At 64.6% G+C, this 22,905-nt stretch carries 18 protein-coding genes; 12 read left to right on the plus strand and 6 right to left on the minus strand.

Annotated features, from left to right (window positions below; genetic code table 11):
* Positions 1 to 197 precede the first annotated feature (197 nt).
* Positions 198 to 2,612 carry a methyl-accepting chemotaxis protein gene (locus MUN73_RS10030; RefSeq protein ID WP_250140326.1) on the plus strand — a complete coding sequence of 805 codons (2,415 nt, stop codon included), beginning with the start codon at positions 198 to 200 and terminating at the stop codon, positions 2,610 to 2,612.
* Positions 2,613 to 2,838: 226 nt separating this feature from the next.
* Here the strand turns inward: MUN73_RS10030 and MUN73_RS10035 are convergent, their stop codons facing one another.
* Positions 2,839 to 4,722, minus strand: a complete 1,884-nt coding sequence (locus MUN73_RS10035; protein ID WP_250140327.1) for a multicopper oxidase family protein — start codon at positions 4,720 to 4,722, stop codon at positions 2,839 to 2,841.
* A 366-nt stretch (positions 4,723 to 5,088) separates the two neighbouring features.
* Here MUN73_RS10035 and MUN73_RS10040 point away from each other — a divergent pair, with 366 nt between their 5' ends.
* The 8 genes from MUN73_RS10040 (at position 5,089) to fmdA (MUN73_RS10075) (ending at position 16,357) form a co-directional block, all read left to right on the plus strand.
* A complete protein-coding gene (locus MUN73_RS10040) occupies positions 5,089 to 5,316 on the plus strand; it encodes a hypothetical protein (RefSeq protein ID WP_250140328.1) in 228 nt (75 codons plus the stop codon).
* Positions 5,317 to 5,386: 70 nt separating this feature from the next.
* Positions 5,387 to 5,797 carry a DUF7124 domain-containing protein gene (locus MUN73_RS10045; protein WP_250140329.1) on the plus strand — a complete coding sequence of 137 codons (411 nt, stop codon included), beginning with the start codon at positions 5,387 to 5,389 and terminating at the stop codon, positions 5,795 to 5,797.
* A gap of 91 nt (positions 5,798 to 5,888) precedes the next feature.
* Positions 5,889 to 6,422 carry a DUF5815 family protein gene (locus MUN73_RS10050; RefSeq protein ID WP_250140330.1) on the plus strand — a complete coding sequence of 178 codons (534 nt, stop codon included), beginning with the start codon at positions 5,889 to 5,891 and terminating at the stop codon, positions 6,420 to 6,422.
* Positions 6,423 to 6,916: 494 nt separating this feature from the next.
* Positions 6,917 to 10,198 (plus strand): carbamoyl-phosphate synthase large subunit, encoded by a 3,282-nt coding sequence (carB, locus tag MUN73_RS10055; RefSeq protein ID WP_250140331.1) that lies wholly within the window; start codon positions 6,917 to 6,919, stop codon positions 10,196 to 10,198.
* 217 nt (positions 10,199 to 10,415) lie between these two features.
* Positions 10,416 to 12,911, plus strand: coding sequence for a dihydropteroate synthase (gene folP / locus MUN73_RS10060; RefSeq protein ID WP_250140332.1), 2,496 nt, complete (start codon positions 10,416 to 10,418; stop codon positions 12,909 to 12,911).
* 66 nt (positions 12,912 to 12,977) lie between these two features.
* On the plus strand, positions 12,978 to 13,748 hold the full coding sequence (locus tag MUN73_RS10065; RefSeq protein WP_250140333.1) for an MSCRAMM family adhesin SdrC: 771 nt from the start codon (positions 12,978 to 12,980) through the stop codon (positions 13,746 to 13,748).
* 245 nt (positions 13,749 to 13,993) lie between these two features.
* A complete protein-coding gene (locus MUN73_RS10070; protein WP_250140334.1) occupies positions 13,994 to 14,827 on the plus strand; it encodes a creatininase family protein in 834 nt (277 codons plus the stop codon).
* A 258-nt stretch (positions 14,828 to 15,085) separates the two neighbouring features.
* The gene (gene fmdA / locus MUN73_RS10075) at positions 15,086 to 16,357 is read left to right on the plus strand and encodes a formamidase (protein ID WP_250140335.1); all 1,272 of its coding nucleotides are present in this window, start codon (positions 15,086 to 15,088) and stop codon (positions 16,355 to 16,357) included.
* Positions 16,358 to 16,388: 31 nt separating this feature from the next.
* On the opposite strand, the gene MUN73_RS10080 is transcribed toward fmdA (MUN73_RS10075), so the two are convergent.
* Positions 16,389 to 16,724 (minus strand): hypothetical protein, encoded by a 336-nt coding sequence (locus tag MUN73_RS10080; protein WP_250140336.1) that lies wholly within the window; start codon positions 16,722 to 16,724, stop codon positions 16,389 to 16,391.
* A 208-nt stretch (positions 16,725 to 16,932) separates the two neighbouring features.
* On the opposite strand from MUN73_RS10080, the gene thsA reads away from it, so the two are divergent.
* Positions 16,933 to 18,636: a thermosome subunit alpha gene (thsA, locus tag MUN73_RS10085; RefSeq protein WP_250140337.1), complete on the plus strand. Its 1,704-nt coding sequence runs from the start codon at positions 16,933 to 16,935 to the stop codon at positions 18,634 to 18,636.
* A 70-nt stretch (positions 18,637 to 18,706) separates the two neighbouring features.
* On the opposite strand, the gene fmdA (MUN73_RS10090) is transcribed toward thsA, so the two are convergent.
* A complete protein-coding gene (gene fmdA, locus MUN73_RS10090) occupies positions 18,707 to 19,969 on the minus strand; it encodes a formamidase (protein WP_250140338.1) in 1,263 nt (420 codons plus the stop codon).
* 201 nt (positions 19,970 to 20,170) lie between these two features.
* On the opposite strand from fmdA (MUN73_RS10090), the gene MUN73_RS10095 reads away from it, so the two are divergent.
* Positions 20,171 to 20,809 (plus strand): hypothetical protein, encoded by a 639-nt coding sequence (locus MUN73_RS10095; protein WP_250140339.1) that lies wholly within the window; start codon positions 20,171 to 20,173, stop codon positions 20,807 to 20,809.
* Positions 20,810 to 20,950: 141 nt separating this feature from the next.
* On the opposite strand, the gene MUN73_RS10100 is transcribed toward MUN73_RS10095, so the two are convergent.
* A complete protein-coding gene (locus MUN73_RS10100; RefSeq protein WP_250140340.1) occupies positions 20,951 to 21,220 on the minus strand; it encodes a sortase family protein in 270 nt (89 codons plus the stop codon).
* Between the two features lie 262 nt (positions 21,221 to 21,482).
* Here MUN73_RS10100 and MUN73_RS10105 point away from each other — a divergent pair, with 262 nt between their 5' ends.
* Positions 21,483 to 22,025: an AmiS/UreI family transporter gene (locus tag MUN73_RS10105; protein WP_250140341.1), complete on the plus strand. Its 543-nt coding sequence runs from the start codon at positions 21,483 to 21,485 to the stop codon at positions 22,023 to 22,025.
* Between the two features lie 36 nt (positions 22,026 to 22,061).
* Here the strand turns inward: MUN73_RS10105 and crcB are convergent, their stop codons facing one another.
* Both crcB and MUN73_RS10115 read right to left on the minus strand, forming a co-directional pair.
* On the minus strand, positions 22,062 to 22,409 hold the full coding sequence (gene crcB, locus MUN73_RS10110) for a fluoride efflux transporter CrcB (protein ID WP_250140342.1): 348 nt from the start codon (positions 22,407 to 22,409) through the stop codon (positions 22,062 to 22,064).
* Complete coding sequence (locus MUN73_RS10115; protein WP_250140343.1) at positions 22,402 to 22,791, minus strand: fluoride efflux transporter FluC; 390 nt, start codon at positions 22,789 to 22,791, stop codon at positions 22,402 to 22,404. Before MUN73_RS10115 ends, crcB begins: the two co-directional genes overlap by 8 nt.
* Positions 22,792 to 22,905 lie beyond the last annotated feature (114 nt).

Below are 22,905 nucleotides of genomic sequence, written 5' to 3' on the forward strand. Positions count from 1 at the left end.
TTTCGGAGCGCAAGTACGTATCAGCGGAGCGTTCACTCGTCGAACGTGGGGACGAACGGTACCTGAGAGCCGTCCGAAGTCGATTTACGGCGCCCTCAGAGTGTGCTCTATCGATCCCCGGAATTTCTACGAGAGTATCGTGACGCTTCACTGAAACACAATTCTCTTAATTGCTTACTGTATTGTTGGGTCTGGATATGGACGCGAGCATTTTAGAGTCTCCATCACGGGCGATCCGAAGTCGCTTCTCACGGAAGCTGGCTATACTGTTCCTGTTCGTGCTGGTGCTCATCGCGAGTATCGGGGGAGTCATCTACATCCAGACCGGAGCGGCGCTCCAGGAGAGCACCGAGGAGAACATGAAGCAGTCGACGACCCTGCAGGCCAACACTCTCGGAGAGTGGATCGATCAGACGCGAGATAAGACGAGATACCTCTCAGAATCCGGTCCTGTCGGCGGTGGCGACAATTCGGAAATCGAGACGTATCTCCGGGACGAACAGCAGGAATCGTCGGCCCCCGTCGCCGCGATTCACTACTACGATACGGCCGAAAGCGAGGTACTCGCCAGTACGAGCGACGAGGCCACCGGCGCCGAGTACCGGAACGCGGACGTCGAGTGGGCGGTCGACGGTCTCTCGTTCGAGAGCGAGCGAGACACGATCGTCACGCACCCCTACGAAGACCCGACGACGGAAACGCAGTCGATCGCGTTCGTCAGCCAGGTACCGGACGACCCCGATCGGGCGATCGTCCTGGTCGTCGACCTGGAATCCCAGACCCAGCAACTCGAACGGCCGTCCACGGCAGACGGATCGTTCACCCACATCGTCGATTCCCGGGGGACGGTCGTGATGAGCCATCACACCCACGACATCAATACCCAGAATATGGGTTCCGACGACGAATTCGGCGTGGACTCGATGGCCGTCGAGCGCGGACTCGAGGGGGAGACGGGCTACATGGAAATGGAGGTCGGCCACGGACACACGGGGGAGATGACGATGGGGTACGCATCGGTTCCCGGGATGGACTGGGTGATCATGACCCACGTCCCTGCCGAATCGTCATACGCCCTGCAGAACGAAATCGAACGGTCCGTGATCGCGCTGGTCGTCCTTTCGGTGCTCGGGCTCGGTGCTGTCGGCGTCGTCATCGGACGAAATACGACCCGGCCGCTCGAACGGCTGGCCGAACGGGCGTCGGAGCTCGAATCGGGGAACCTCGATGCGGAACTGGAGACGAACCGAACGGACGAAATCGGCCAACTGTACGACGCGTTCGACAGCATGCGAACCGCCCTTCGCGAACGCATTCAGGAGGCCGAAGATGCCCGCGCCCGGACCGATCGTCTCAACGACCATCTGGAGGAGAAAGCCGACGAGTACGCCGAGGTAATGCAAACCTGCGGGGACGGAGATCTCACGCAGCGAATGGCTCCCGAGAGCGAGAGCGAGGCGATGAGCGATATCGCGGCCGAATTCAATCAGATGATCTCCGAGATCGAAGGGACAGTCGATCGCGTCTCACGGTTCGCAAACGAGGTCGCCGCCTCGAGCGAGGAGGTCACCGCGAGCACGGAAGAAGTTCACTCGGCGAGCGAACAGGTGACGGAATCGATCCAGGAGATTTCCGACGGCGCGGAGCGGCAGAGCGAAAACCTCCAGACCGTCAACAGGGAGATGAACGATCTGTCGACGACGACCGAACAGATCGCCGCCTCGTCGAACAACTTGGCCGACCTCGCGGGGAAGACCGCGGAAACCGGCAGAGAGGGGCGGGAAGTCGCGAGCGAAGTCATCGAGGAGATGAACGAGGTCGAGGCCGACGCCGACCGAACGATCGACGCGATCGAATCGCTCGAGGAAGAGATCGCTCAGATCGACGAACTGGTCGAGTACATCACGAAAGTGACGAAACAGACGAACATGCTGGCCCTGAACGCGAACATCGAGGCTACGCGATCGGTCGAGTCGGGGGAGGGATTCTCGGCCGTCGCAGAGGAAGTCAAGGACCTCGCCGAGGATACGAAGGAGGCGACGAACGACATCGAAGCGCGAATCGAGGAACTCAAATCGGAGACCGACCGCACCGCCAGCGAAGTTCGACAGACGCGCGAACGAATCGCCCACCACAGACATGCCGTCGAGGATACTGTGGCGGTCCTCGAAGATATCGCGGCGTACGCGAACGAGACGAGCGACGGCGTGCAGGAAATCTCTGCGGCCACCCAACAGCAGGCGGCGTCGACCCAGGAAGTGGTCTCGATGGTCGACCAGGCGGCGACGATCGCCAGGGAAACCACCGACGAGGCCGAAACCGTCGCGGCCGCCGGCGAAGAACAGACCACCGCGCTCACCGAGGTGACTCGGTCTATCGATACCCTCTCCGAACAGGCGTCGGAGCTGTCCGCGAAACTCGACGAGTTCGAGACCGAAGCCGAGTTCGAGACCGAAGCCGAGCCCGAGACCGCGATCGGCGGCGACGAAGCGTCGGTCAGCGACGACGGTGACGACGTGTTTTCGTTCGTCGATCGGGTCGATTCGGCGAACGGGTCCGACGAACGTGACGCGTCGCCACCGGACGCGGAATCGAACGGCAGGGATCAGTAGCTCCGCGAAGCCGTTCTCGACTCCAGCACACCGCGACGGAACTGACCGACCGCCTCCACCGTAATCAGCCGGCATCGAGTTTCACTCTCGACTGCGGGCGATCGATGTCGGCGTTCGAGTCGATTGACTTCGACGCCGTCGTCGACGGCACTTCAGAAAAGGAAACCGAATTCGCACCGACAGCGACGTCGACCCGGTCAGCAGGGGGTGCCCGGAGTCACAGTCCTCATTCGTGGCCTCGGCCACGTCCGTGACCTCGACCCGGGTGATCGCCGCCGTTTCGGGACCGATCGTCGCCGGCAGTTCCGCTGACGACTTCGAAAGGACGCATCATGTCGTGCTCCTCGTGCTCGAGGACGTGACAGTGGAACGGGAACCGGCCGGTGTAGCCCTCGAACGTGACGGCGATCCTGACTGTCTCGTCCGAATTGACTTTGACGACGTCGATGCCCCCGCGCTCGTTCGGGTGCGGCGGTCGCGACCCCCCGTCGGTGTCGTGCCACTCGCGATCGATGACCTCGAACTCGACGAGGTGCAGGTGGATCGGGTGGGTGTGGTCGTCCTCGTTTTTGAGCTCCCAGATCTCGGTCGAGCCGAGCTGTGGCTTGATCTCCACGGGATCGCCCCAGCGATTGCCGTTGAGCGTGTGGAGCATGGGCTCGTCCATGTCCATCCCGCCGTCCATGTTCATGCCGCCCATGTCGCCGTCGTCCATGCCGGGCATCACCATCTCCATGGTGATCTCGCGAGTCTCCCGGGCCGTATCCGGATTCGGACCGGAACGGTTCGGGAGCGAGAGTTCGGTCGGGTCAGCGCTGGTGTCCGGTTCGCTCACCTCGTCGGCGACGCGGAACTGCATGATCTCGTGGATCATGGGGTGATCCGTGTCGCCGTGGTGACCGCCATCGTCGTGACCACCATCGTCGTGGCCGCCGTCGTCGTGATCCGTGGGACCCTCGTACGGGAACGCGGCGTCGTTGGTCACGGTGAACGTCTCGCCGGCGTACTCGGAGAAGTCGACGATGACTTCGGCGCGCTCGAACGGAGCGAGCACCAGCGACTCCATGTCGCCGTGGTGGCCGATCTCGACGATTTCCTCGAGGAAGCCGTGGCCAGCCGAGATCTGGTGGAGCGCCGGCACGTCTTCGTGGTGATCGTCTTCTTCGCCACCGTGGCCGTCGTGGCCGCCCTCGCTCAGCGAGAGGTCGTACGTCCGTGCGTTGGAGACGTTGACGATGTGGAAGCGATACGTGCGCGGTTTGACCGTCATGTACGGCCATGCGGCGCCGTTGACCGTCGCGACGTCCCCGGCGACGTTCGCCATGAACATGTCCGGGTAGAAGAGTTCGCCGTCCTCGGTGAACGATCGGTCCGCCAGCACGAGCGGGACGTCGTACTCGCCGTCCGGCAAGTTCAACTTCTCTTCCTGCTTGCTCTTGATCCGGTAGGGACCGACCAGCCCGGCGTAGTTGTTGAGCCGGGAGATACCACGGGCATGGTCGTGGTACATCGAGGTCAGCCTGTCCTGACGGTTCGGTAGTTCCTGGACTGGACCGGCGTATCGCGGCCCAGTGACTTCGTCGGGGGAACTCCACATTTCGGCCTGGCCGTCGTTCGCCGAGTCGACCTTGAGTCCGTGGAAGTGCGTAACTCTCCTGACCTCCGGCACGGAGCCGTCGTAGCCGACGTAGTTCTCCGACGTGGTTCCGTCGATCCGCTCGTCGACGTTGAACAGGTGTTCGCTGGGCAGCCCGCTGTTGTCGAACTCGATCGCGAGGCGCTGTCCCTTCCGTGCCGAAAGGATCGGTCCGGGGAACTGCCCGTCGTAGCCCCAGATCGTCGTGTCGGGAAGGTCCGGATGGAAGCTGTGGGTCGTTTCTTCGACCGGGATCTCGTGGTAGTCCGCGCCGCGTCGCTTTCCGTCGGCCGTTCGCTCCTCCGGAATCGAGAGTTCGTGTGCGTACTTCTCGAGTTCCGGCGAGGAGTGTTCCTCGTACGAGGGCCCCATATCGTCGTGACCCTCGTCCGCGGTTGCACTCGACGAGGCGACACCGGCGAGCCCGATCGCGGCACCGGCTCGCAGTAAGCGGCGTCTCGATACGTCGAACATCAGCGGCACCCTCCGCAGTCTTCCGTCCGTGTTAGCAACGCGTCTCTACCGTCGCCAGTTCCCGTCGGATGCCGTGGGGGTGACATGGCTGTAACGTTCAGTGTTAATTATAATTAAGGCTTGTGGGCGAAATTTTGACCGCTTATTCCGTATTATATCGCCGCCCCTCGTCCTAAGACGCCATTGTACGCATTTCAACTACGTTCGAGACTTATTACATATTGGATATCCAACGTGTGTCGTTCAGCGAGGCAAAGAGACACATCGATTGGAATCGACCAGTCGATCGGAACAGTCACCGGGTTTCGGCGGACCGTCGTGCGGCGGAACGCTTATGCCAAAGTGTGTTATTTGGTACCTATAGACATGGCCTCCAGTGAGCTCTCCGGACGCGGTCGGACGCTGCAACTCCGACCGGTAGCGACAGTCGACGCGAACGCGACCGTTCGACACGTGGATCAGTTCGACGAGGAAACGCTGTCCGCCCTCTGGAGCGCGATCGAGACCGATCGGTCGCTGCCCGCTGCCGGGACCGGTCTGGAGCCGGGCGACGTCGTCGTCTTTACCGACTACTACCGCGTCGATCGCGTCTAGCGGGCCCGGCGACCCGTTCGAGGTGGGCGGTATCGAAGCCGTTTTCCCGGGTGCCCGCCTTCGATGACGTATGAACGGCGACAGCGACATGACGCTGGCGTTCGAGCTCGAGGCGCTGAAAGAGCTCGCATCGCCGGAGACCGTCTTCGAAGACGCCAGAAGCTGGACCGAGTACATCGGCGTCGTCTCGGAGAAGCCGACCTACGTCGTCACGAACTTCACGCGCAAGAACCGCATCCGCCAGGACTTTTTCTCCGGCCCCCGCGGGAAACAGGAGAGTCTCGAGGGCGTCAAAGGACAGTTCGACACTGATCGACACGTCTTCGTCGGCGTGGACGAGGAGGACGAACGGCTAGCCGAGACGGTCGACTGGGAGTACCTCGCGATCGAGGACGCCGCCGAGGCGGCCGACTGGGTGCTGGCCGCGAACGTCGAGACCGAGGAGGCGGACACCGAACCGGTCCGGGACGACTGGCCCTGAGCGACGGCGCCGTCTTCTCGACTCGTCTAGCGGTCACGCCGCCATCGCCCGAGTCGTCGCCCTTATGGCCGCGCCGGCCGAACCGTGACCGATGGCAGAACCCCGCGTCCCGGGTCCCCGCGACGAGCATCTCGAACTTCCCTGTGGGGAGACCCTCGACCCGCACACGATCGACCTCGGTATGCGCGAGTACACCTGCGGCTGTGGCGACACCCACGCCGTCGTCACCGACGTCCATCCCCCCTCTCGCTTTTTCCCCGAGTCGCTCGTCGCCGTGCTCCGCGAGACCATCGACACCGACGACGAGTTCGACCAGTTCGGGACTCCGCACCTGATGGGCGTCGTCATGGAGGAGTTCCCCGAGAAGGTCGCCGTCCACGACGCCGCGGAGGACGGGGCCGTCGGCTACACGATGCTGTGGGTCACGGACTTCGACTCGCGACGGCTCCACGAGATCGTCGTCGAACTCGTCGTCGAACTCATGGAGCACGCGATCAGCCACGCCGAAGACGACGACGCCGTCACCGAGTTCGAGTCACAGATGCTCGAGTTCGACGTGAGCGAGTTCGTCGATCAGTACCGTCGCCAGCGCGAATTCGAGAGCGAACACGATCGGGCGCTCTAGAGCACGAGAGGGCCGCTCAGCCGGCGACTGGATCCCCATCGTCGGGAATCGTCACGTCGAACCGGACGCGCCCGCGTCGCTCTCGCCGACCTCAATCGACCAGCCGTGGGTCTCGACGACGTCAGAGACGATCGTTCTTGCCTCGTCACCGTTCCGCGAGGTCCTCGTGAATCGCCGTCCGGGGCCGGTCGGCGCAGAGGACGGATCGTGACGAAGACGTACGGCGAGCGCCAGCGCAAGCTATCTCGTCAGTTTCGAACGGAGACGGCGAACGACGCACCGCGTTTGGCCCGCTGTGATACGACAGCCGTGATCCCGGGCCAGGGTGTCCGATCGCGTCGACCGGCGTCGCCGGGGGCTGACGAGAACCCGGCGTGCTGGAACCGCCGGAGAGCACGTCACGACCCAGGTTCGAATTTCGAAATGGTGTTTCGAGATTCGTACTGTATCGTGGGGCTTATTACGATGTGCGAACTTCGGACTGACAGGAACCAATGAGTACGGACCACCAGCGCGGCGAGGACGCCGCCGAAGGGACGAACGGCGGGGACGGCGCAGGGGACGGACGCACGATCCTGCTGATCGGGAGTGGACCGATCCAGATCGGGCAGGCCGCGGAGTTCGACTACTCCGGCGCGCAGGCCTGTCGCGCGCTCCAGGAGGAGGGCGCTCGCGTCGTGCTCGTCAACTCGAACCCCGCGACGATCATGACCGACCCGGAGATGGCCGACCGGGTCTACATCGAACCGATCACCACGGAGGCGATCGCCGAGATCATCCGCAAGGAAGAACCCGACGGCGTTATCGCCGGCCTGGGCGGCCAGACCGGCCTGAACGTCACGGCCGAACTCGCCGAGGAGGGCGTTCTCGAGGAGCACGACGTCGAGATCATGGGGACGCCCCTCGATACGATCTACGCGACGGAGGACCGCGACCTCTTCCGCCAGCGGATGGAGAAGATCGGTCAGCCCGTGCCGCGATCGACCACCATCTCGCTCGACGAGGGCGAGGAAGTCTCGGAACTGACCGAGGACGACCTGAAAGACCGCGTCGAGGCCGCCGTCGAGGACGTGGGCGGGCTGCCGGTCATCGCCCGTACCACGTACACGCTCGGCGGGTCGGGGTCGGGCGTCGTCCACGAGATGGACGAACTCCTCCAGCGCGTCCGCAAGGGACTGCGCCTCTCCCGGAACAGCGAGGTCCTCATCACGGAATCGATCGCCGGGTGGGTCGAGTACGAGTACGAGGTCATGCGCGACGCCGACGACTCCTGTATCATTATCTGCAACATGGAGAACATCGACCCGATGGGCATCCACACCGGGGAGTCGACGGTCGTCACGCCCTCGCAGGTCGTCCCCGACGAGGGCCACCAGGAGATGCGCACCGCGGCGCTCGACGTCATCCGCGAACTCGGGATTCAGGGCGGCTGTAACATCCAGTTTGCCTGGCGCGACGACGGCACCCCCGGCGGCGAGTACCGCGTCGTCGAGGTCAACCCGCGCGTCTCCCGCTCCTCGGCGCTCGCCTCGAAGGCAACCGGCTACCCGATCGCCCGCGTCACCGCGAAGGTCGCGCTCGGCAAGCGCCTCCACGAGATCGAGAACGAAATCACGGGCGAGACCACGGCGGCGTTCGAGCCCGCGATCGACTACGTCGTGACGAAGGTGCCCCGGTGGCCCAAGGACAAGTTCGACGACGTCGACTTCGAACTGACCACGGCGATGAAGTCGACCGGCGAGGCGATGGCGATCGGCCGGACCTTCGAGGAGAGCCTGCTCAAGGCGCTTCGCTCCTCGGAGTACGACCCCGACGTCGACTGGGACGCGGTCAGCGACGCGGAACTCGAGTCCGAGCACCTCGCGACGCCGACGCCCGATCGCCCGTACGCGATGTTCGAGGCGTTCGAACGCGGCTACACCGTCGAGGAGGTCTGTGAACTGACGGACATCTACGAGTGGTACGTCGAGCGGTTCAAGCGGATCGCCGACGCCAGCGTCGCCGCCCAGGACGGCGACTTCACGGAGGCCGCGATCGCCGGCCACACGAACGCGACGATCGCCGCCACCGCCGGCGCGGACGTCGGCACCGTCGAGGAGTCGGTTCCCGGCCGCACGTACAAGCAGGTCGACACCTGCGCCGGCGAGTTCGAGGCACAGACCCCGTACTACTACTCCGCGCGCAAGAACGAGTTCGAGTCGGGGCCGCTGAAGGGCGACGCCGCGGCCGGCGAACTCGAGGTCGATCGGGACGTCGAGAGCGTGATCGTCGTCGGCGGCGGCCCGATCCGCATCGGCCAGGGCGTCGAGTTCGACTACTGTTCGGTCCACGCGGTCCAGGCCCTGCGCGAGCAGGGGATCGAGGCCCACGTCGTCAACAACAACCCCGAAACGGTCTCGACGGACTACGACACCTCCGACGGGCTGTTCTTCGAGCCCATCACCGCCGAGGAAGTGGCGGACGTCGCCGAGGCCACCGGCGCGGACGGCGTGATGGTCCAGTTCGGCGGCCAGACCTCCGTCAACATCGGCGAACCGCTAGAGGACGAACTCGAGCGCCGCGGACTCGACTGCGAGGTCATGGGCACCTCCGTCGAGGCGATGGACCTCGCCGAGGACCGCGATCGGTTCAACGCGCTCATGGACGAGCTAGGCATCGCCCAGCCCGAGGGTGGGACTGCCTTCTCCAAGGAGGAAGCCCTGGAACTCGCCCACGAGATCGGCTACCCCGTCCTCGTGCGCCCCTCCTACGTGCTCGGCGGCCGCGCGATGGACGTCGTCTACGACGACGCCGAACTCGAGACCTACATCGAGGAAGCGGTCCGCGTGAGCCCGGACAAGCCGATCCTCGTCGACGACTTCCTCGAGGACGCGGTCGAACTCGACGTCGACGCCGTGGCTGACGGCGAGGACGTCCTGATCGGCGGCATCATGGAACACGTCGAGAGCGCCGGCGTCCACTCCGGCGACTCGGCCTGCATGATCCCGCCGCGTTCGCTTGGCCGCGACGTCAACCGCCGCGTCCGCGAGGTGGCCGAGGAGATCGCCCGGGCGCTCGACACGGTCGGCCTGCTGAACGTCCAGTTGGCCGTGACTGGTATAGACGACCCGGACGAGGAACCCACCGTCTACGTTCTCGAGGCGAACCCGCGCTCCTCGCGCACCGTCCCGTTCATCTCGAAGGCTACGGGCGTCCCGATCGCCAAGATCGCCGCGAAGGTGATGGCGGGCGAGTCGCTTTCCGACCTCGGCGTCGAGGAGCAGGTTCCGACCCAGACCTCGATCAAGGAGGTCGTCCTCCCGTTCGATCGCCTCCCCGGCTCCGACCCGCGTCTCGGTCCCGAGATGAAGTCCACGGGCGAGGTCATGGGCACCGCCGATACGTTCGGCAAGGCCTACGACAAGGCACAGGACGCCGTCGGGAAGCCGATCCCGGAGGACGGAACGATCGTCGTCGACCTCTCGGCCGACGAGTTCCCCGACCCCGGCAGCGAGGCCGGCGAGGAACTCGTCTCCGGCTTCACCGAGTACTACGACCTCTGTGAAGCGGTCGACCTGATCCAGGCCGTCCGCGAGGGCGAGGTGGACCTGATCATTTCCCGAGACCGCGACCTGCTCGAGGTCGCCGTCGAGGAGGAAGTCACCTACTTCTCGACGGAGACGTCCGCGAAGGCGGCCCTCGAGGCCAGGGCGGCCAAGGACGAGCCGATCGACGTCCAGGCGATCACCGACCGTCCGCAGCGCCAGGAGTACTGGGGCCAGCCGAAAGACGACTGATCGTCGTCACGGCCCGACGGCATCGCGTTCGCGTCGCATACAACAGCGAATCGGCCATCTGCGGCGAGCCAGATGCCGCGACCGACGGGGGCGCGGACGGCGAACACGTCGGCGGATTCGATCGAACGATCGCGTCGGAAACCGACGTCGGTGGATCGATTTCGGGCGTCGAACCCGAGTCCGACACCCTAAAGCGGGCAGACTCTGTGGTTCGAGTATGGAGTACTACGAGGCGGCGGACTTTCTGTTCGGTCTGCGGCGCTTCCGTCCGAAGCCGGGGACGGAGTCGACCGCGCAGTTGCTCGCCCACCTCGATGACCCCCACGAGTCGATCGACTGCGTCCAGGTCGCCGGCTCGAACGGGAAAGGGAGCACGGCGCGGATGGTCGAGCGAACGCTGCGCGAGGCGGGACTCTCGGTCGGGCTCTACACGTCGCCACACCTCGAGGACCTGCGCGAACGGATCCGGGTCGACGGCCGCAAGATCCCCCGATCGGCCGTCTCCGAGTACGTCGCGGACGTCCGGGAGTACGTCACCGATCGCGGTGCCGACGGCGAATCGCCGACATTCTTCGAGACGATGACCGCGATGGCGCTGTGGCAGTTCGGCCAGCAGGACGTCGACGTCGCCGTCCTCGAGGTCGGCATCGGCGGGAAGTACGACGCGACCAGCGTCGTCGATCCGGTCGCCAGCGCGGTCACGAGCGTCACCCTGGAGCACACGGGGATCATCGGCGATACGGAGGAGGCAATCGCCCGCGACAAGGCCCACGTCGCCCCGGACGGCGCGCCGCTGGTGACGGGCGTGACGGGCGACCCGCTCGACGCGATCCGCGAGGTCGCCGGCGAGGTCGTCACGGTCGACACCGACTCGGCCGCAGACGTTCGCGTCGCCTACGGCGGACTGGCGAACCACACCGAGGCCGCCGTCTCGATCGACGCCGAGGGGTGGGACCTCGAGACCCGGATCCCGCTCCCGGGGAGCCACCAGGCCGAGAACGCCGGGATCGCCGCCGTCCTCGCCCGGCAGGTCGCCGACGTTACGAACGAGGACGTAGAACGGGGCCTACGAAGCGCCCACTGGCCGGGCCGGTTCGAGGTGATCGATACCGAGCCGCTGGTGATCCTCGACGGGGCTCACAACCCCGGGGCCTGCGAGCAACTGGCCGAGACGCTCGGGAGCTACGACTACGACGACCTCTCGATCGTCTTCGGCGCGATGCACGACAAGGACCACGGCGAGATGGCCGCCGCGTTGCCGACGCCCGATCGGGTCGTCACGACGGAACCCCCGCTCGATCGAGCCGAAGACCGGGACGTGCTCGCCGCGGTGTTCGAGCGGGCCGGCGTCGAGACCGTGGAGACGGAGCCGGCCGTCCAGGACGCCCTCGCCGCGGCGCTCGCGGAGAGCGACCCGGACGACTGCGTGCTGGTCTCCGGTTCGCTGTTCGCCGTCGCCGAGGCCAGGACGCGGTGGACTGGAACCGAGATCCCGAAGCGGATCCGGGACGTAGACGACGCGACGGACGCGCTCGAGGGAGCGAACGTCGACGCGGCCGGCGTCGCCCGGACCCGCGGGGAGGCCGTCCACCGCGTCGTCAAGACGAGTTTGCAGTCACGGCAGGCGAGGCGCCTCAAGGAGGACCTGCTGCGCCTCGGTGGCGAGTGTGCGATCGCCGGCCTGGATCGGGACGACGAACACGTCGACGCCGTCCTGATGGGCACGCTCGACCAGTTCGATCGGCTCACCGGATCGCTCGCGGACGAACCGCACGGACTCGCCGAGATCGGCCGCGAGTTGCGCGAGACGCTGGCACTCGACGCCGATGAGGCCGCCACGGAAACGGACGGCGATCGTCCCACCGGCGGGACCAGTGGGGACGACGCCGGGTCCCGATACCCGTGGCACGATCGGACGGCCGTGATGGGCATCCTGAACGTCACGCCGGACAGCTTCCACGACGGCGGGGAGTACGACGCGATCGAGGACGCGGTCGCCCGCGCCGAGACGATGGTCGACGCCGGCGCGACCGTGATCGACGTCGGCGGGGAGTCGACCCGCCCCGGCGCGGATCCCGTCCCGGTCGCCGACGAAATCGATCGGGTCGTCCCGGTGATCGAGCGGATTTCCGATCTCGACGCGACGATTTCGATCGACACGCGCAAGGCCGCCGTCGCCGGGGCGGCGCTCGAGGCCGGCGCGGACGTCGTCAACGACGTCTCGGGGCTCGAGGATCCCGAGATGCGGTTCGTCGTCGCCGACCACGACGCGGGGCTCGTGCTGATGCACAGCATCGACGCGCCGGTCGTTCCGGATCGCGACGTCGCCTACGACGACGTCGCCGAGGACGTGATCGACCAGCTTTCCGAACGGATCCTCCTCGCGGAGAAGGCGGGGATCGATCGCGAGGACATCGTCGTCGATCCCGGCATCGGCTTCGGCAAGTCGGCCCGCGAGAGCTTCGAACTGCTGGGCCGGATCGACGAGTTCGCGGCGCTCGGCTGTCCCGTCCTCGTCGGCCACTCCCACAAGTCGATGTTCGGGCACGTCGGTCGCGACGCCGGCGAGCGATCCGAGGCGACGGTCGCGGCGAGCGCGATCGCGGCCGATCGGGGTGCCGACGTGATCCGGGTCCACGACGTCCCGGAGAACGTCGCGGCGGTGCGAACGGCGCTCGCCGCCCGCGATCCGGAGCGGTTCGAGTGGACGTAGGTCCGCTGTCTTCTGCACCTGCCGGTCCAAGCTTCAACCGTCCGGGACGAGTACGGGTCCGTCACGATGACCGCAGATCACGACCGGCAGTCCGACGTCGGGATGGAACAACTCGCGGACCGCGAGGAACTGGACTCGCCGCTGAACTCGGCGATCGCCGCCGCCACCGGCGGGAGTCGAACCGAGGCGCTCGCGCTGGCCGGCGGGGGTCTGGTACTGCTCTCGGGGATCAGGTCGCTGGCACGCGGGCAGCGACGGGGACTCCTGAAGGGGGTCGTCGGTGCCGGATTGATCGGGATCGGCCTCCGGCAGCGCCGATCGGACGATCGATCGACGTTCGAGCCGAGTACCGACGAGATCGACGGCGGGACCGAGGGGAAGGAGATCTCGGATGCGGCCCACGCAGCCGCCGAGCGCCCCGACTCCGGGCGAGAGTCCCAGATCGACGCGAGCGGGGAGATAGACGACTCGGCGCAGCTCGGCGACGAGGGCGACACAGGCTCGAGAATCGAGTTCACGGACGACGGGGACGAATCGGAGTCGCACCCGAAACCCGGACTCGACGGGGACGACGAGGACCCCCGGCGCGACACCGACGACGACAGCGTGACGATCGACGTCTCCGACTCGGCCATGGCCGAGGAGATGTCCGAGGCGACGGGGCCGGATCCCGAACAGGCCCAGCCGACGCAGACGGACGCGATCGAACCCGAGGAGACACCCGAGGAAGACGCGTCCGAGATGAAAGTCGACCCCGACGACGGCGACGACGAATCCGGGACTTCCACCGGTGACGAGAACGGGGCGGACGGCGATACCGACGAAACGGAGAAGTAACACGCGACGACGAGCAGGACGCCGTTGCGGGCGCATCGAGTCAGGGTCCGACGACCGCTGTAAGTGGTTGACCCGGAGATCGGTTTGGTCAACCTGCGAGCGGCCGGACGCGTCCGCCGGAGCGAGACAGTGCCAGCGGAGCGGCCGTTCGAACGCGAGCGATCGCCACACGCCGTTCGTGGGAGTCGCTGTGCTGACCGCAGCTCCCTCCTAGATTTATATGGTGTATGGTGGCAGTCCACAATATGCCACGCTCGAACCGACTCGACGAAATGCGTCATCCAGAAGTCAAAGCGTATCTCGAGGATACGGAGGTACCAACGGCGTTGATTCCGGTCGGGACGACGGAACAGCACGGCGAACATCTCGCGATGGGGACCGACGCGTTCATCCCGACCGAAATCTGTGAGCGAATCGCCGAGGACGTCGACGCACTCGTCGGCCCACCGATATCGTACGGGGCGTCGGATATGCACGCCGGCTACGATGGCATCACCTATCTCACCTACCGGACGCTGGCGACGGTGGTGCGCGATATCGCCTATTCGCTCGCCGAAAGCGGGTTCACCGACATCGTCTTCGTTTCGGGTCACCTCACGAACGACTGGGCGGCGAAAGTCGGTGCCAACCAGGCGACCCACGACCTGCCCGAAGAGAACTACGTGTACGCGTTCCCCTACTGGGACGCGCTGAGCGCGGACGACATGGAGGACTACCTCTCCTTCGACGCCGGGTGGCACGCGAATATCGGCGAGACGGCCGCAGTGATGGCTATCGACGAGGACCTCGTCGACCTCGAGAGTACCTCCACCGACGACCCCGACCTGCCCGAGGACATCGAGAACCCTGCGGCGCTGCTGGATCACCTCCTCATCGGCAAAGGTGCGTACTACCGAGTCAGCGAAACCGGAACGTGGGGCGATCCGAGCGACGCGACTGCCGACCTCGGCGAGGAGTACTTCGAGACGATCACGCACGCCGTTGCGGAACTCATCAATACGTTCCAGGAGGTTCGAGACGACATCTACAAGCGAGAGCGCCCGGATCGTGTACAGGAGCAGTGGGATAGTAGCGACTGAAAGTCAATGCACACCTGATCGCAGGACGGCTGTGCGATCAGTGTGTAAATCGTTTCAGTTTCTACTATAGCCCGCTGGTGATCGCCTCGAACCAGGAACGTCGATAGCCCTCTCGAATCGTCCTATCAGCATCGGGACGTGTATTTGGTCCTGAACCGATCGTACTTTCCTTTTACGATAGCCCAGATATGTATATTGAAAAGCATTATTGCCGCATTCATGGCCGTATCGAATGGGCTTGCCGGCCCGGAGTAACGTATGCCCGAAGTACAATTCGAGGTGGACGTCGACGAGCCACCCGACGAACAGCCAGGGGACAACCCATTCAACCGCTGGCATCCGGAGATCGAGACCGTCATCACGGTCGAACCAGGCGAGACGGTTCGACTCGAGTGTCTCGACTGGACTGGGGGACAGATACAGGACAACGATAACGCGAACGAGGTCCGGGACGTGGACCTCAACCAGGTCCACTACCTGAGCGGCCCTGTGGAGGTACAGGGAGCCGAACCGGGAGACCTGTTGAAGACGACGCTTCTCGATATCGGACCGCTGAACGATCGATGGGAGTTCGGCTTCACCGGGATCTTTTCCCAGCAGAACGGCGGCGGATTCCTCACCGACCACTTCCCCGACGCTGCGAAGGCGATCTGGAATCTCGACGGAACCTACGTTTCCTCGAGACACATTCCGGACGTCTACTACGAGGGGATGATCCACCCCGGCTTGATCGGCACCGCTCCCTCCCACGAACTGCTCGAGGAATGGAACGAGCGCGAGCAGGAACTGATCGAGAAACACGCCGAGGATCCCGAATCGATCCAGAATCACCCGACCGGCGAGTCGGAACCGCCCGTCGCGTCGCCGCCGACCACCGACGGAGCCCTTCCCGGCGAGGCGACCGGCGACACCGCCGACAGCATCGCCGAAGAAGGGGCCAGAACGGTTCCCCCGCGGGAACACGGCGGCAACTGCGACATCAAGGACCTCTCGCTGGGTTCGACGATCTACTTCCCGGTCTTCGTCGACGGCGCGAAGTTCGGGATCGGTGACCTCCACGCCTCCCAGGGTGACGGGGAGATCACCTTCTGTGGCGCCATCGAGATGGCTGGCTACGTAGACGTGAAGTTCGAACTCGTCAAGGACGGGATGAACAAGTACGGCATCGACCACCCCATATTCGAACCGGGGCATCGCGGCCCGAACTTCACCGATTACGTCGTCTTCGAGGGCTACTCCGTCACGGAGGACGGCGAACAGCGGTATATGGATCCTCACGTCGCGTATCGGCGTGCCGCACTCGAAGCGATCGAGTATTTGACCAAGTTCGGCTACACGCGAGAGCAGGCGTACATGATCCTCGGAACCGTCCCGATCCAGGGCAGACAGAGCGGGATCGTCGACATCCCCAACGCCTGTTCGACGCTCGCCGTCCCGAAGGACGTCTTCGAGTTCGACGTCAGTCCAGACGCGCTCGACGAGCACGACGGCCGCAAACAGGTCCCGATCACCGACGATCCGCTGGGCTGAGCCGCTCGATCGGTAGGTATCGGCATCGCCCTCAGTTCGAGTCCCGCTCGGCGGGGTCGAGCAGGTCCTCGCCCTCGAGGGCCTCCCGAACGGGGGCGGTCAACGGAAGCAGTTGGTCCTCGTCGAGGGATTCGAGTTCCTGGCGCTCTCCCGTCGCCAGCGCGTGGTAGCGGCTCGCACCGAGAAGTGCGATCCGCATGACGTCGTTCGTCGTGAACACTCGCTCTCCGACGCTGTCGTTGAGTGCGTCCTGGATCGCTCGAAGCCGATCGCGGGTCTGGATCGACATCGTCAACGAGACCTGGAACTGGTGTGGTACGTCCTCGTGGAAGCGAGACGCCGCGGACGCGATGTCGTCGTCGTTCATAGACGTGTGCCACCAGAGAGACCCACGTAAGTGTTCGGGAGGTGCCACCGACGGAAACGGAACGGGCGTGCCTCCGCGGGTACGGGCCTGTCGGATATCGGAGTTCGGTCCGGGTGCCAATCGGGGTCCTGGGGGCGCTTCGGGAGTCGCGTCGACGGACCACAGTAGCTTTTTGGTCGCACCTGGTGAGAGACACAGTCGAACCGCCATGACAAACGGTGGCAACCATCGACAGGTGCTCTCGCGGGGAAACGGGATCCACACGCTCGGCGGGCGTGAGGCACAACTGGACAACGTCGCGGCTGCCCAGGCGCTTTCGGAGGCGATCAAGACGACGCTCGGTCCGAAGGGGCTGGACAAACTCCTCGTGAGTTCGGACGGGACGGTCGTCGTGACCAACGACGGGGCGAGCATCGTCGATCGAATGGAAATCGATCATCCCGCCGCGAAGTCGATCGTCGAAGTCGCGGCCCAACAGGATTCAGCGGTCGGTGACGGAACGACGTCGGCGATCGTTCTCGCGGGCGAACTGCTCGAGGAGGCCGAGGGACTTCTCGAGGACGGACTCCACGAGACGACCATTGCACGGGGCTATACCCTCGCTGCCGAACGCGCACAAGACACCCTGTCCGACCGAACGATACCGGTGGAATCCGACGATTACGCCACGCTTCGAGCCGTCGCCCAGACCGCGATCACGGGCAAGTGGGATCGAGCGGCGAGCGACTTCCTGGCGAAACAGACGGTCGACGCCGTCCGCACGATCGAACGGGACGGGACAGTCGATCTGAAACGGCTCACGCGCAAGGCGGTTCCGGGGAGTTCGTACTACGACTCGGAACTCGTCGACGGACTCGTCATCGACATGGAATCGTCGTCCACGACGCCGGTGTCGCCCGAACCCGGCCTCCCCCGCGTGTTCGATGGGGCCACCGTCGCGCTCGTCGACGACCAACTCACGATCGAAACGGCGACTGGACAGGGGACGGTTAGCCTCGAATCCCCGGCGGACCTGCAGGACCTCAGAGGGTACGAGCGAGCGGTCTACGAGCGGTACGTCGACCGGATCACCGACGCGGGTGCGGACGTGGTCTTCTGCCAGAAGGCGATCGACGACATGGTCCGGTACCTGCTCACGAAGCATGGCGTTCTTGCCGTCGAGCGGACTCGTCAGGACGAACTCGAAAAGCTCGGTCGTGCCACGGGAGCACGTCCAGTGGGGACGGTCGACGACCTGACGGCTGCTGATATCGGTCGGGCGCGACGAGTCGAGCGCCGCGGCGTCGGCCCGACCGACGTCGCGATCGTCGACGGCGGAACGGACGCCGATCAGGTGACGTTGCTTCTCCGGGGCGGGACACGACAGGTCGCCGACGAGACGAAACGGGTCGTCGACGGGTGCATTCACGTCCTGACACGGACGATCGAGGACGGTGCCGTCGTTCCCGGCGGCGGTGCGACGGAAATCTCCGTCGCGAGTGATCTCCGGGGGTACGCGACGACCGTCTCTGGACGGGAGCAACTCGCCGTCGAAGCGTTCGCCGACGCCATCGAAGCGATCCCCCGGATCCTCGCCGCTTCAGCGGGGTTGGATCCGATCGACGCCCTCGTCGAGTTGCGAGCCAGACACCACGACGGCGATCACACAGCGGGATTGCGTCTCGATGCGGAGTCGGGTCGTATCGGCGACGTAGTCGAAGGCGGGATCCTCGAGCCGCGTGCGGTCACCGAGCGGGCGATCGCCAGCGCGGCCGAAGCCGCGAACCTGCTCGTCCGCGTCGACGAAGTCGTCGCGGTGAGCCGCGACGCGGACGAGGACGCCCACGATCACGAGCACGATCACGGTCCGGACGGCGTCGTCGAGGGCAGCGGCGGCTACCCCTGGGCGATCGGCCACTCGATGGGGCACTGACCCGACGGACGCGGGTCCCGACCGGTTCGGATCGGCCCGAAAAAGACCGCGAACTGGGACCGATGCCGGATCAGGAGGGTTTGGCGACGTCGCCTTTCCCGCCGACGGACGCGTACTCGTCGGTGAGCGTATCCGGATCGATGTCGATGTCGAAGGCCTCGTTGGGAACCGACACCGTCACGCAGGTGTTCGGCAGGTCGACGATTCCCGCGATACGGCTCTCGACGGGGATCGTGCTGAGGAGGATGTACGCCTGCTCTTCGGTGTAGCCGAAGTTCGTCAGGTAGTCGATCGCATCCAGACAGGCCCGGCGCATTCCGACGTTCGCGTTCTTGTAGTGCTGGGTGCCGTCTTCGTCGACGGAGTAGCCCTCGAAGACGACGTAGTTCGAGAAGTCGGGATCCTGGTAGCCGGGTTTGAACATCGCGTAATCGGTTCCCAACTGTTCCATCCCGTTTTTGATGACGTCGACTTTCAAGTCGATCCAGCCGGCGATCTCGATGGCGCCACAGAAGGTGATCTCCCCGTCGCCCTGGGAGAAGTGCAGATCACCGGTGATGAAGTTCGCACCCTCGACGAACACGGGGAGATACACCCGGGAGCCGCGACCGAGGTTCTTGATGTCGCAGTTCCCGGCGTTCTCCCGGGGCGGGATCGTCCGGGCCGCTTCTTCGGCTGCCTCCTCGACGTCTTCCTCGTCCATGTCCCCGAGGAATACCTCGTTCGGTTCCGGTGGCAGAGCGAGCGGTGGGTCGTCCTCTCGCGTTTCGTGATTGACTGCGGTTTCGGCCTCAGCCCCCCGCTCGATGAGTGCCTTCTCGCGCTCGTTCCACTCCTCGAGCAGTTCGTGTGAGGGTGCAGTCCCGACGATGCCGGGGTGAGTACAACCCGGGAATCGCACGTCCTCGATATGACGCGAGTGAGTCATCACGCCGTCGGTCTCCCATATAGCCTTCCTGGCTTCCGGGAAGTGATCGGTGAGGAACCCGCCGCCGTTATCCAGTTCGAAGATGCCGGTGAACCCCCACTCGTTCTCCGGGAACGGGCCGAGATCCAGAATGTCGATTACGAGAACGTCACCGGGTTCGGCCCCCGCGACCTCGAAGGGGCCGCTCAAGTGGTGGTTGGGATCCAACCGCATGTCCCGGATGTCGTTCGCGCTGTCGTCGTTTTTCACCTGATTCCCCGTCCAGTCGAGGCATTCGATCCGAACTTTCTCACCGGGTTCGATCGTCGCCGCCGGTGGGACGTCCGGATGCCAGCGGTTCACTATCGGATCCGGTTGTTCCTCGATGGAGGCGTCCACGTCCACCTCGAATATCGTCTCTGGCATGATACACGTTAGCTTCCCACATATCGGCACATATAGCTATCTCACAGCACGGATTACACTAATAATTACGTAGACGGTCGGGAGAATGACAAGGGAAATTCGCGAGTCGGCAGTGGAATAGTTCGGAGCGGAACCGGACCCCTTACCGAGAGTCCCCGACAACGTTTTCTATTCGAGCGTTGCCGGTTGCGGTACCGATCGATGGCGACGCTCGGCACACTTCCGGCGATCGACGACTGTATCGAGGCGTATCTCACGGCCCATGCCGCGTTCGGTAGTGATCCGTTCTCGGCGGCCGACGTTGGCGACCACGTAGACGGCGACGAGCCGTCGGCGTCCGAGATCGAGTACCGACTCACCCTCCTCGTCGCGTACGGCCTCCTCGATCGCATCGACGACGATCGGTACCGGATTCGCTGTGCACCGGACGAGAGCATCGCGCAGTGGCGGGAGCGAAGCGCCGAGCGTGCCCAGACGTTGCATCGACTGGTCACGGAACCGGCAGCGGATGGTCGAACAGCGGCCGACGACGTGGACGTAGAACTGGTGACACGAGACGATGCACCTTTCGCCAGCGTCTTCGTCTTCGAACACGACGACGCCGAGTCCGTCGCGACGACGGCGGCGTCCGCGCTCGCTCGGGACGAGTCCGTCGCGGGGATCGTCCTGCGGGCGTCGGGGGCACGCGCCGATCATGCCCAGCAAATCGCGGATCAACTGTGTACGCCCGACATCGCCGACCGAACCCCACTCGAGCGGCCGTTCGAAAAGGGACTCTCCGACGTCGTCGGCGAGTCCAAAGACGACCTCGAGTTTCGATTGTTTCTGGAGATCCCCTGATCCTCCGGCCCGCGCCCGGCGCTCCCTCGAGGGGATGTCTGCCGCGACGATCGGTCGTTCGATCGGGACTTGCTGATCGAATCGTCGATTCTCGCGCGACGACGCCCGGCCAACGCAGGCCGCCCGCCGATTCGAGACGAGTCAGTCAGCGGATCGGTCGGAACCGATCCACCAGAGTTCCTCGTGGACGGCCCAGCCGCCGGTCTGAAGGTTCTGCGAGAGCGTGAGACGGTCGTCGTTCGGACCGACGACCGTAATCGAGTACCTGTCGGTTTCGACGACCTCGTATCGCGCGTCCCGATCGTTGAACGATATTTCGTCGCCTGGACTGAGAGAATCGATCCGATCGGTGATCGACTGTAGCGAGAGGCGTTCGCGATCCGTGGCGGGGTCAGTCTCGTCCTCGGACATCCGTAGTCGTCCGCACCACGTCTCGAAGCATAACCGTTATACCCGATGGTGGACCGGGACTCGGACGCCGGTGTCCGGTCCGTCGGATCGGCGACCGGAGTCCGGAGCGTGGTTGCGATCCGGGACGCGGGAAATCGTTCGTTTACGAGGCCGAGACTGTGTCCACTCGGAGATATTTCACGCGCGTATCGGCTAGAATTATTAATCCGTCTGCTGAAGCACCACTTGTGTGGTAATAACACGCAATACGGGGTGGACAGCAATGTCACTGTACATGATACTGGGTATGGGACTGATTTTCGTCGGTGCCGTACTGGTGGTGAACGGGATTTGGTTGCTCGGCAAAGGGGCCGACAGCGACGTCGCGATACTGAACTTTTTCGTCGGGATACTCACGTTCATCATCGCGATGTGGTGGGCATTCGGCGAGTTGTGGGCGTTCGGGGAGTACCAGTCCGGAGACGCGTTCGTCGCAGCCGGGACGCTGCTGTTTTCGTTCACGTACCTGTGGATCGGCGCGAACGCGATCCGGGGTATCGGTGACCAGCGATCGTTCGGCTGGTATTGCATACTCGTCACCGTCATCGCCGTTCCGACGGGATACCTGGTATTTACCGGGGGAGACGTCGGACTCGCCGGACTCTGGTGGATCTGGGCGGTCCTCTGGGCGACGTTCTGGGTGCTACTGGGGTTAGAACTCGACGAGTACACCGAACCGATCGCCTGGTTCACGACGGCCGTCGGTCTCGTCACGGGTGCGGCCGGCTACCTGATGGCGGCCGGCTTCTGGCCGTGGGCAGCCTGATGCGGTCCAGGTCGGATTTCGAGCGGCGGCGGTCGGTCAGGCGACCAGGACCCAGGCGATCCCGATCGCCGTGACCGAGACCAGGACGTTGCCGAGCGCGTAGATAGTGGCAGTCCGCACGTGCCCCTCCTCGACGAGTCGAACCGTGTCGACGGAGAACGTCGAAAACGTGGTGAACGCGCCGCAGGCTCCAACCCCGACGAACAACTGGATCGACTCGGCGACGTCCGCGAACAGCACGAGTCCCAGCAGGAAGCTTCCGAGGACGTTCACCAGGAACGTCGACAGCGGGAATCGCTCTCCCTCGACGAGAGTGGTCACTGTGTACCGACCCAGCGCACCGATCGCACCACCGAAGCCGACGAGAAGTACCGGGTCACTCACGAGATCCACCTCGGATTCGAAGCGCGACCCATCGACCGAGTACGACGCCCGCAAAGCCACACGAGTAACTGGCAGCGACGTTGATCAGGCCGACCAGCGGTTCGACAGTCACCGTCTGGTACGCGAACGTGCTGTAGGTCGTGTACGAGGAGAGAAAGCCCGTCGACACGAGCAGACGACTCCTGTCCGTGAGATAGTCGGTGTACATCGCCTCGTACACGACGAACCCGAGCACGAAACTCCCGGTCACGTTCGCGACGAACGTTCCGGACAAGCCCGGGGAGACGAGGCCGACCCCAAATCGGGCGTTCGCCCCCAGAAAGCCCCCGATTGCGACGAGGATCACTACCTGGATGCCGGCAAACCACTCGTAGTCGGTCATCCGTTGAGATGTCAGTATTCAGTGTGAAATGTCTGTTGAACAGGCGTTCGACCGCTGAAACGCTGAAAGCAGATCCATCGGGACGACAATCGCTCGCGACCACCGACGACGGGC

This window comes from Halosolutus amylolyticus (assembly GCF_023566055.1).
Taxonomy (GTDB): Archaea; Halobacteriota; Halobacteria; order Halobacteriales; family Natrialbaceae; genus Halosolutus; species Halosolutus amylolyticus.

Coding starts and splice junctions, on each gene's coding strand:
- MUN73_RS10035 (WP_250140327.1), bottom strand. CDS start 4,722: ATGTTCGACGTATCGAGACGCCGCTTACTGCGAGCCGGTGCCGCGATC.
- MUN73_RS10105 (WP_250140341.1), top strand. CDS start 21,483: ATGTCACTGTACATGATACTGGGTATGGGACTGATTTTCGTCGGTGCC.
- MUN73_RS10065 (WP_250140333.1), top strand. CDS start 12,978: ATGACCGCAGATCACGACCGGCAGTCCGACGTCGGGATGGAACAACTC.
- MUN73_RS10080 (WP_250140336.1), bottom strand. CDS start 16,724: ATGAACGACGACGACATCGCGTCCGCGGCGTCTCGCTTCCACGAGGAC.
- MUN73_RS10095 (WP_250140339.1), top strand. CDS start 20,171: ATGGCGACGCTCGGCACACTTCCGGCGATCGACGACTGTATCGAGGCG.
- thsA (WP_250140337.1), top strand. CDS start 16,933: ATGACAAACGGTGGCAACCATCGACAGGTGCTCTCGCGGGGAAACGGG.
- MUN73_RS10045 (WP_250140329.1), top strand. CDS start 5,387: ATGAACGGCGACAGCGACATGACGCTGGCGTTCGAGCTCGAGGCGCTG.
- MUN73_RS10050 (WP_250140330.1), top strand. CDS start 5,889: ATGGCAGAACCCCGCGTCCCGGGTCCCCGCGACGAGCATCTCGAACTT.
- fmdA (WP_250140335.1), top strand. CDS start 15,086: ATGCCCGAAGTACAATTCGAGGTGGACGTCGACGAGCCACCCGACGAA.
- MUN73_RS10115 (WP_250140343.1), bottom strand. CDS start 22,791: ATGACCGACTACGAGTGGTTTGCCGGCATCCAGGTAGTGATCCTCGTC.
- MUN73_RS10030 (WP_250140326.1), top strand. CDS start 198: ATGGACGCGAGCATTTTAGAGTCTCCATCACGGGCGATCCGAAGTCGC.
- folP (WP_250140332.1), top strand. CDS start 10,416: ATGGAGTACTACGAGGCGGCGGACTTTCTGTTCGGTCTGCGGCGCTTC.
- MUN73_RS10040 (WP_250140328.1), top strand. CDS start 5,089: ATGGCCTCCAGTGAGCTCTCCGGACGCGGTCGGACGCTGCAACTCCGA.
- carB (WP_250140331.1), top strand. CDS start 6,917: ATGAGTACGGACCACCAGCGCGGCGAGGACGCCGCCGAAGGGACGAAC.
- fmdA (WP_250140338.1), bottom strand. CDS start 19,969: ATGCCAGAGACGATATTCGAGGTGGACGTGGACGCCTCCATCGAGGAA.
- MUN73_RS10100 (WP_250140340.1), bottom strand. CDS start 21,220: ATGTCCGAGGACGAGACTGACCCCGCCACGGATCGCGAACGCCTCTCG.
- MUN73_RS10070 (WP_250140334.1), top strand. CDS start 13,994: ATGCCACGCTCGAACCGACTCGACGAAATGCGTCATCCAGAAGTCAAA.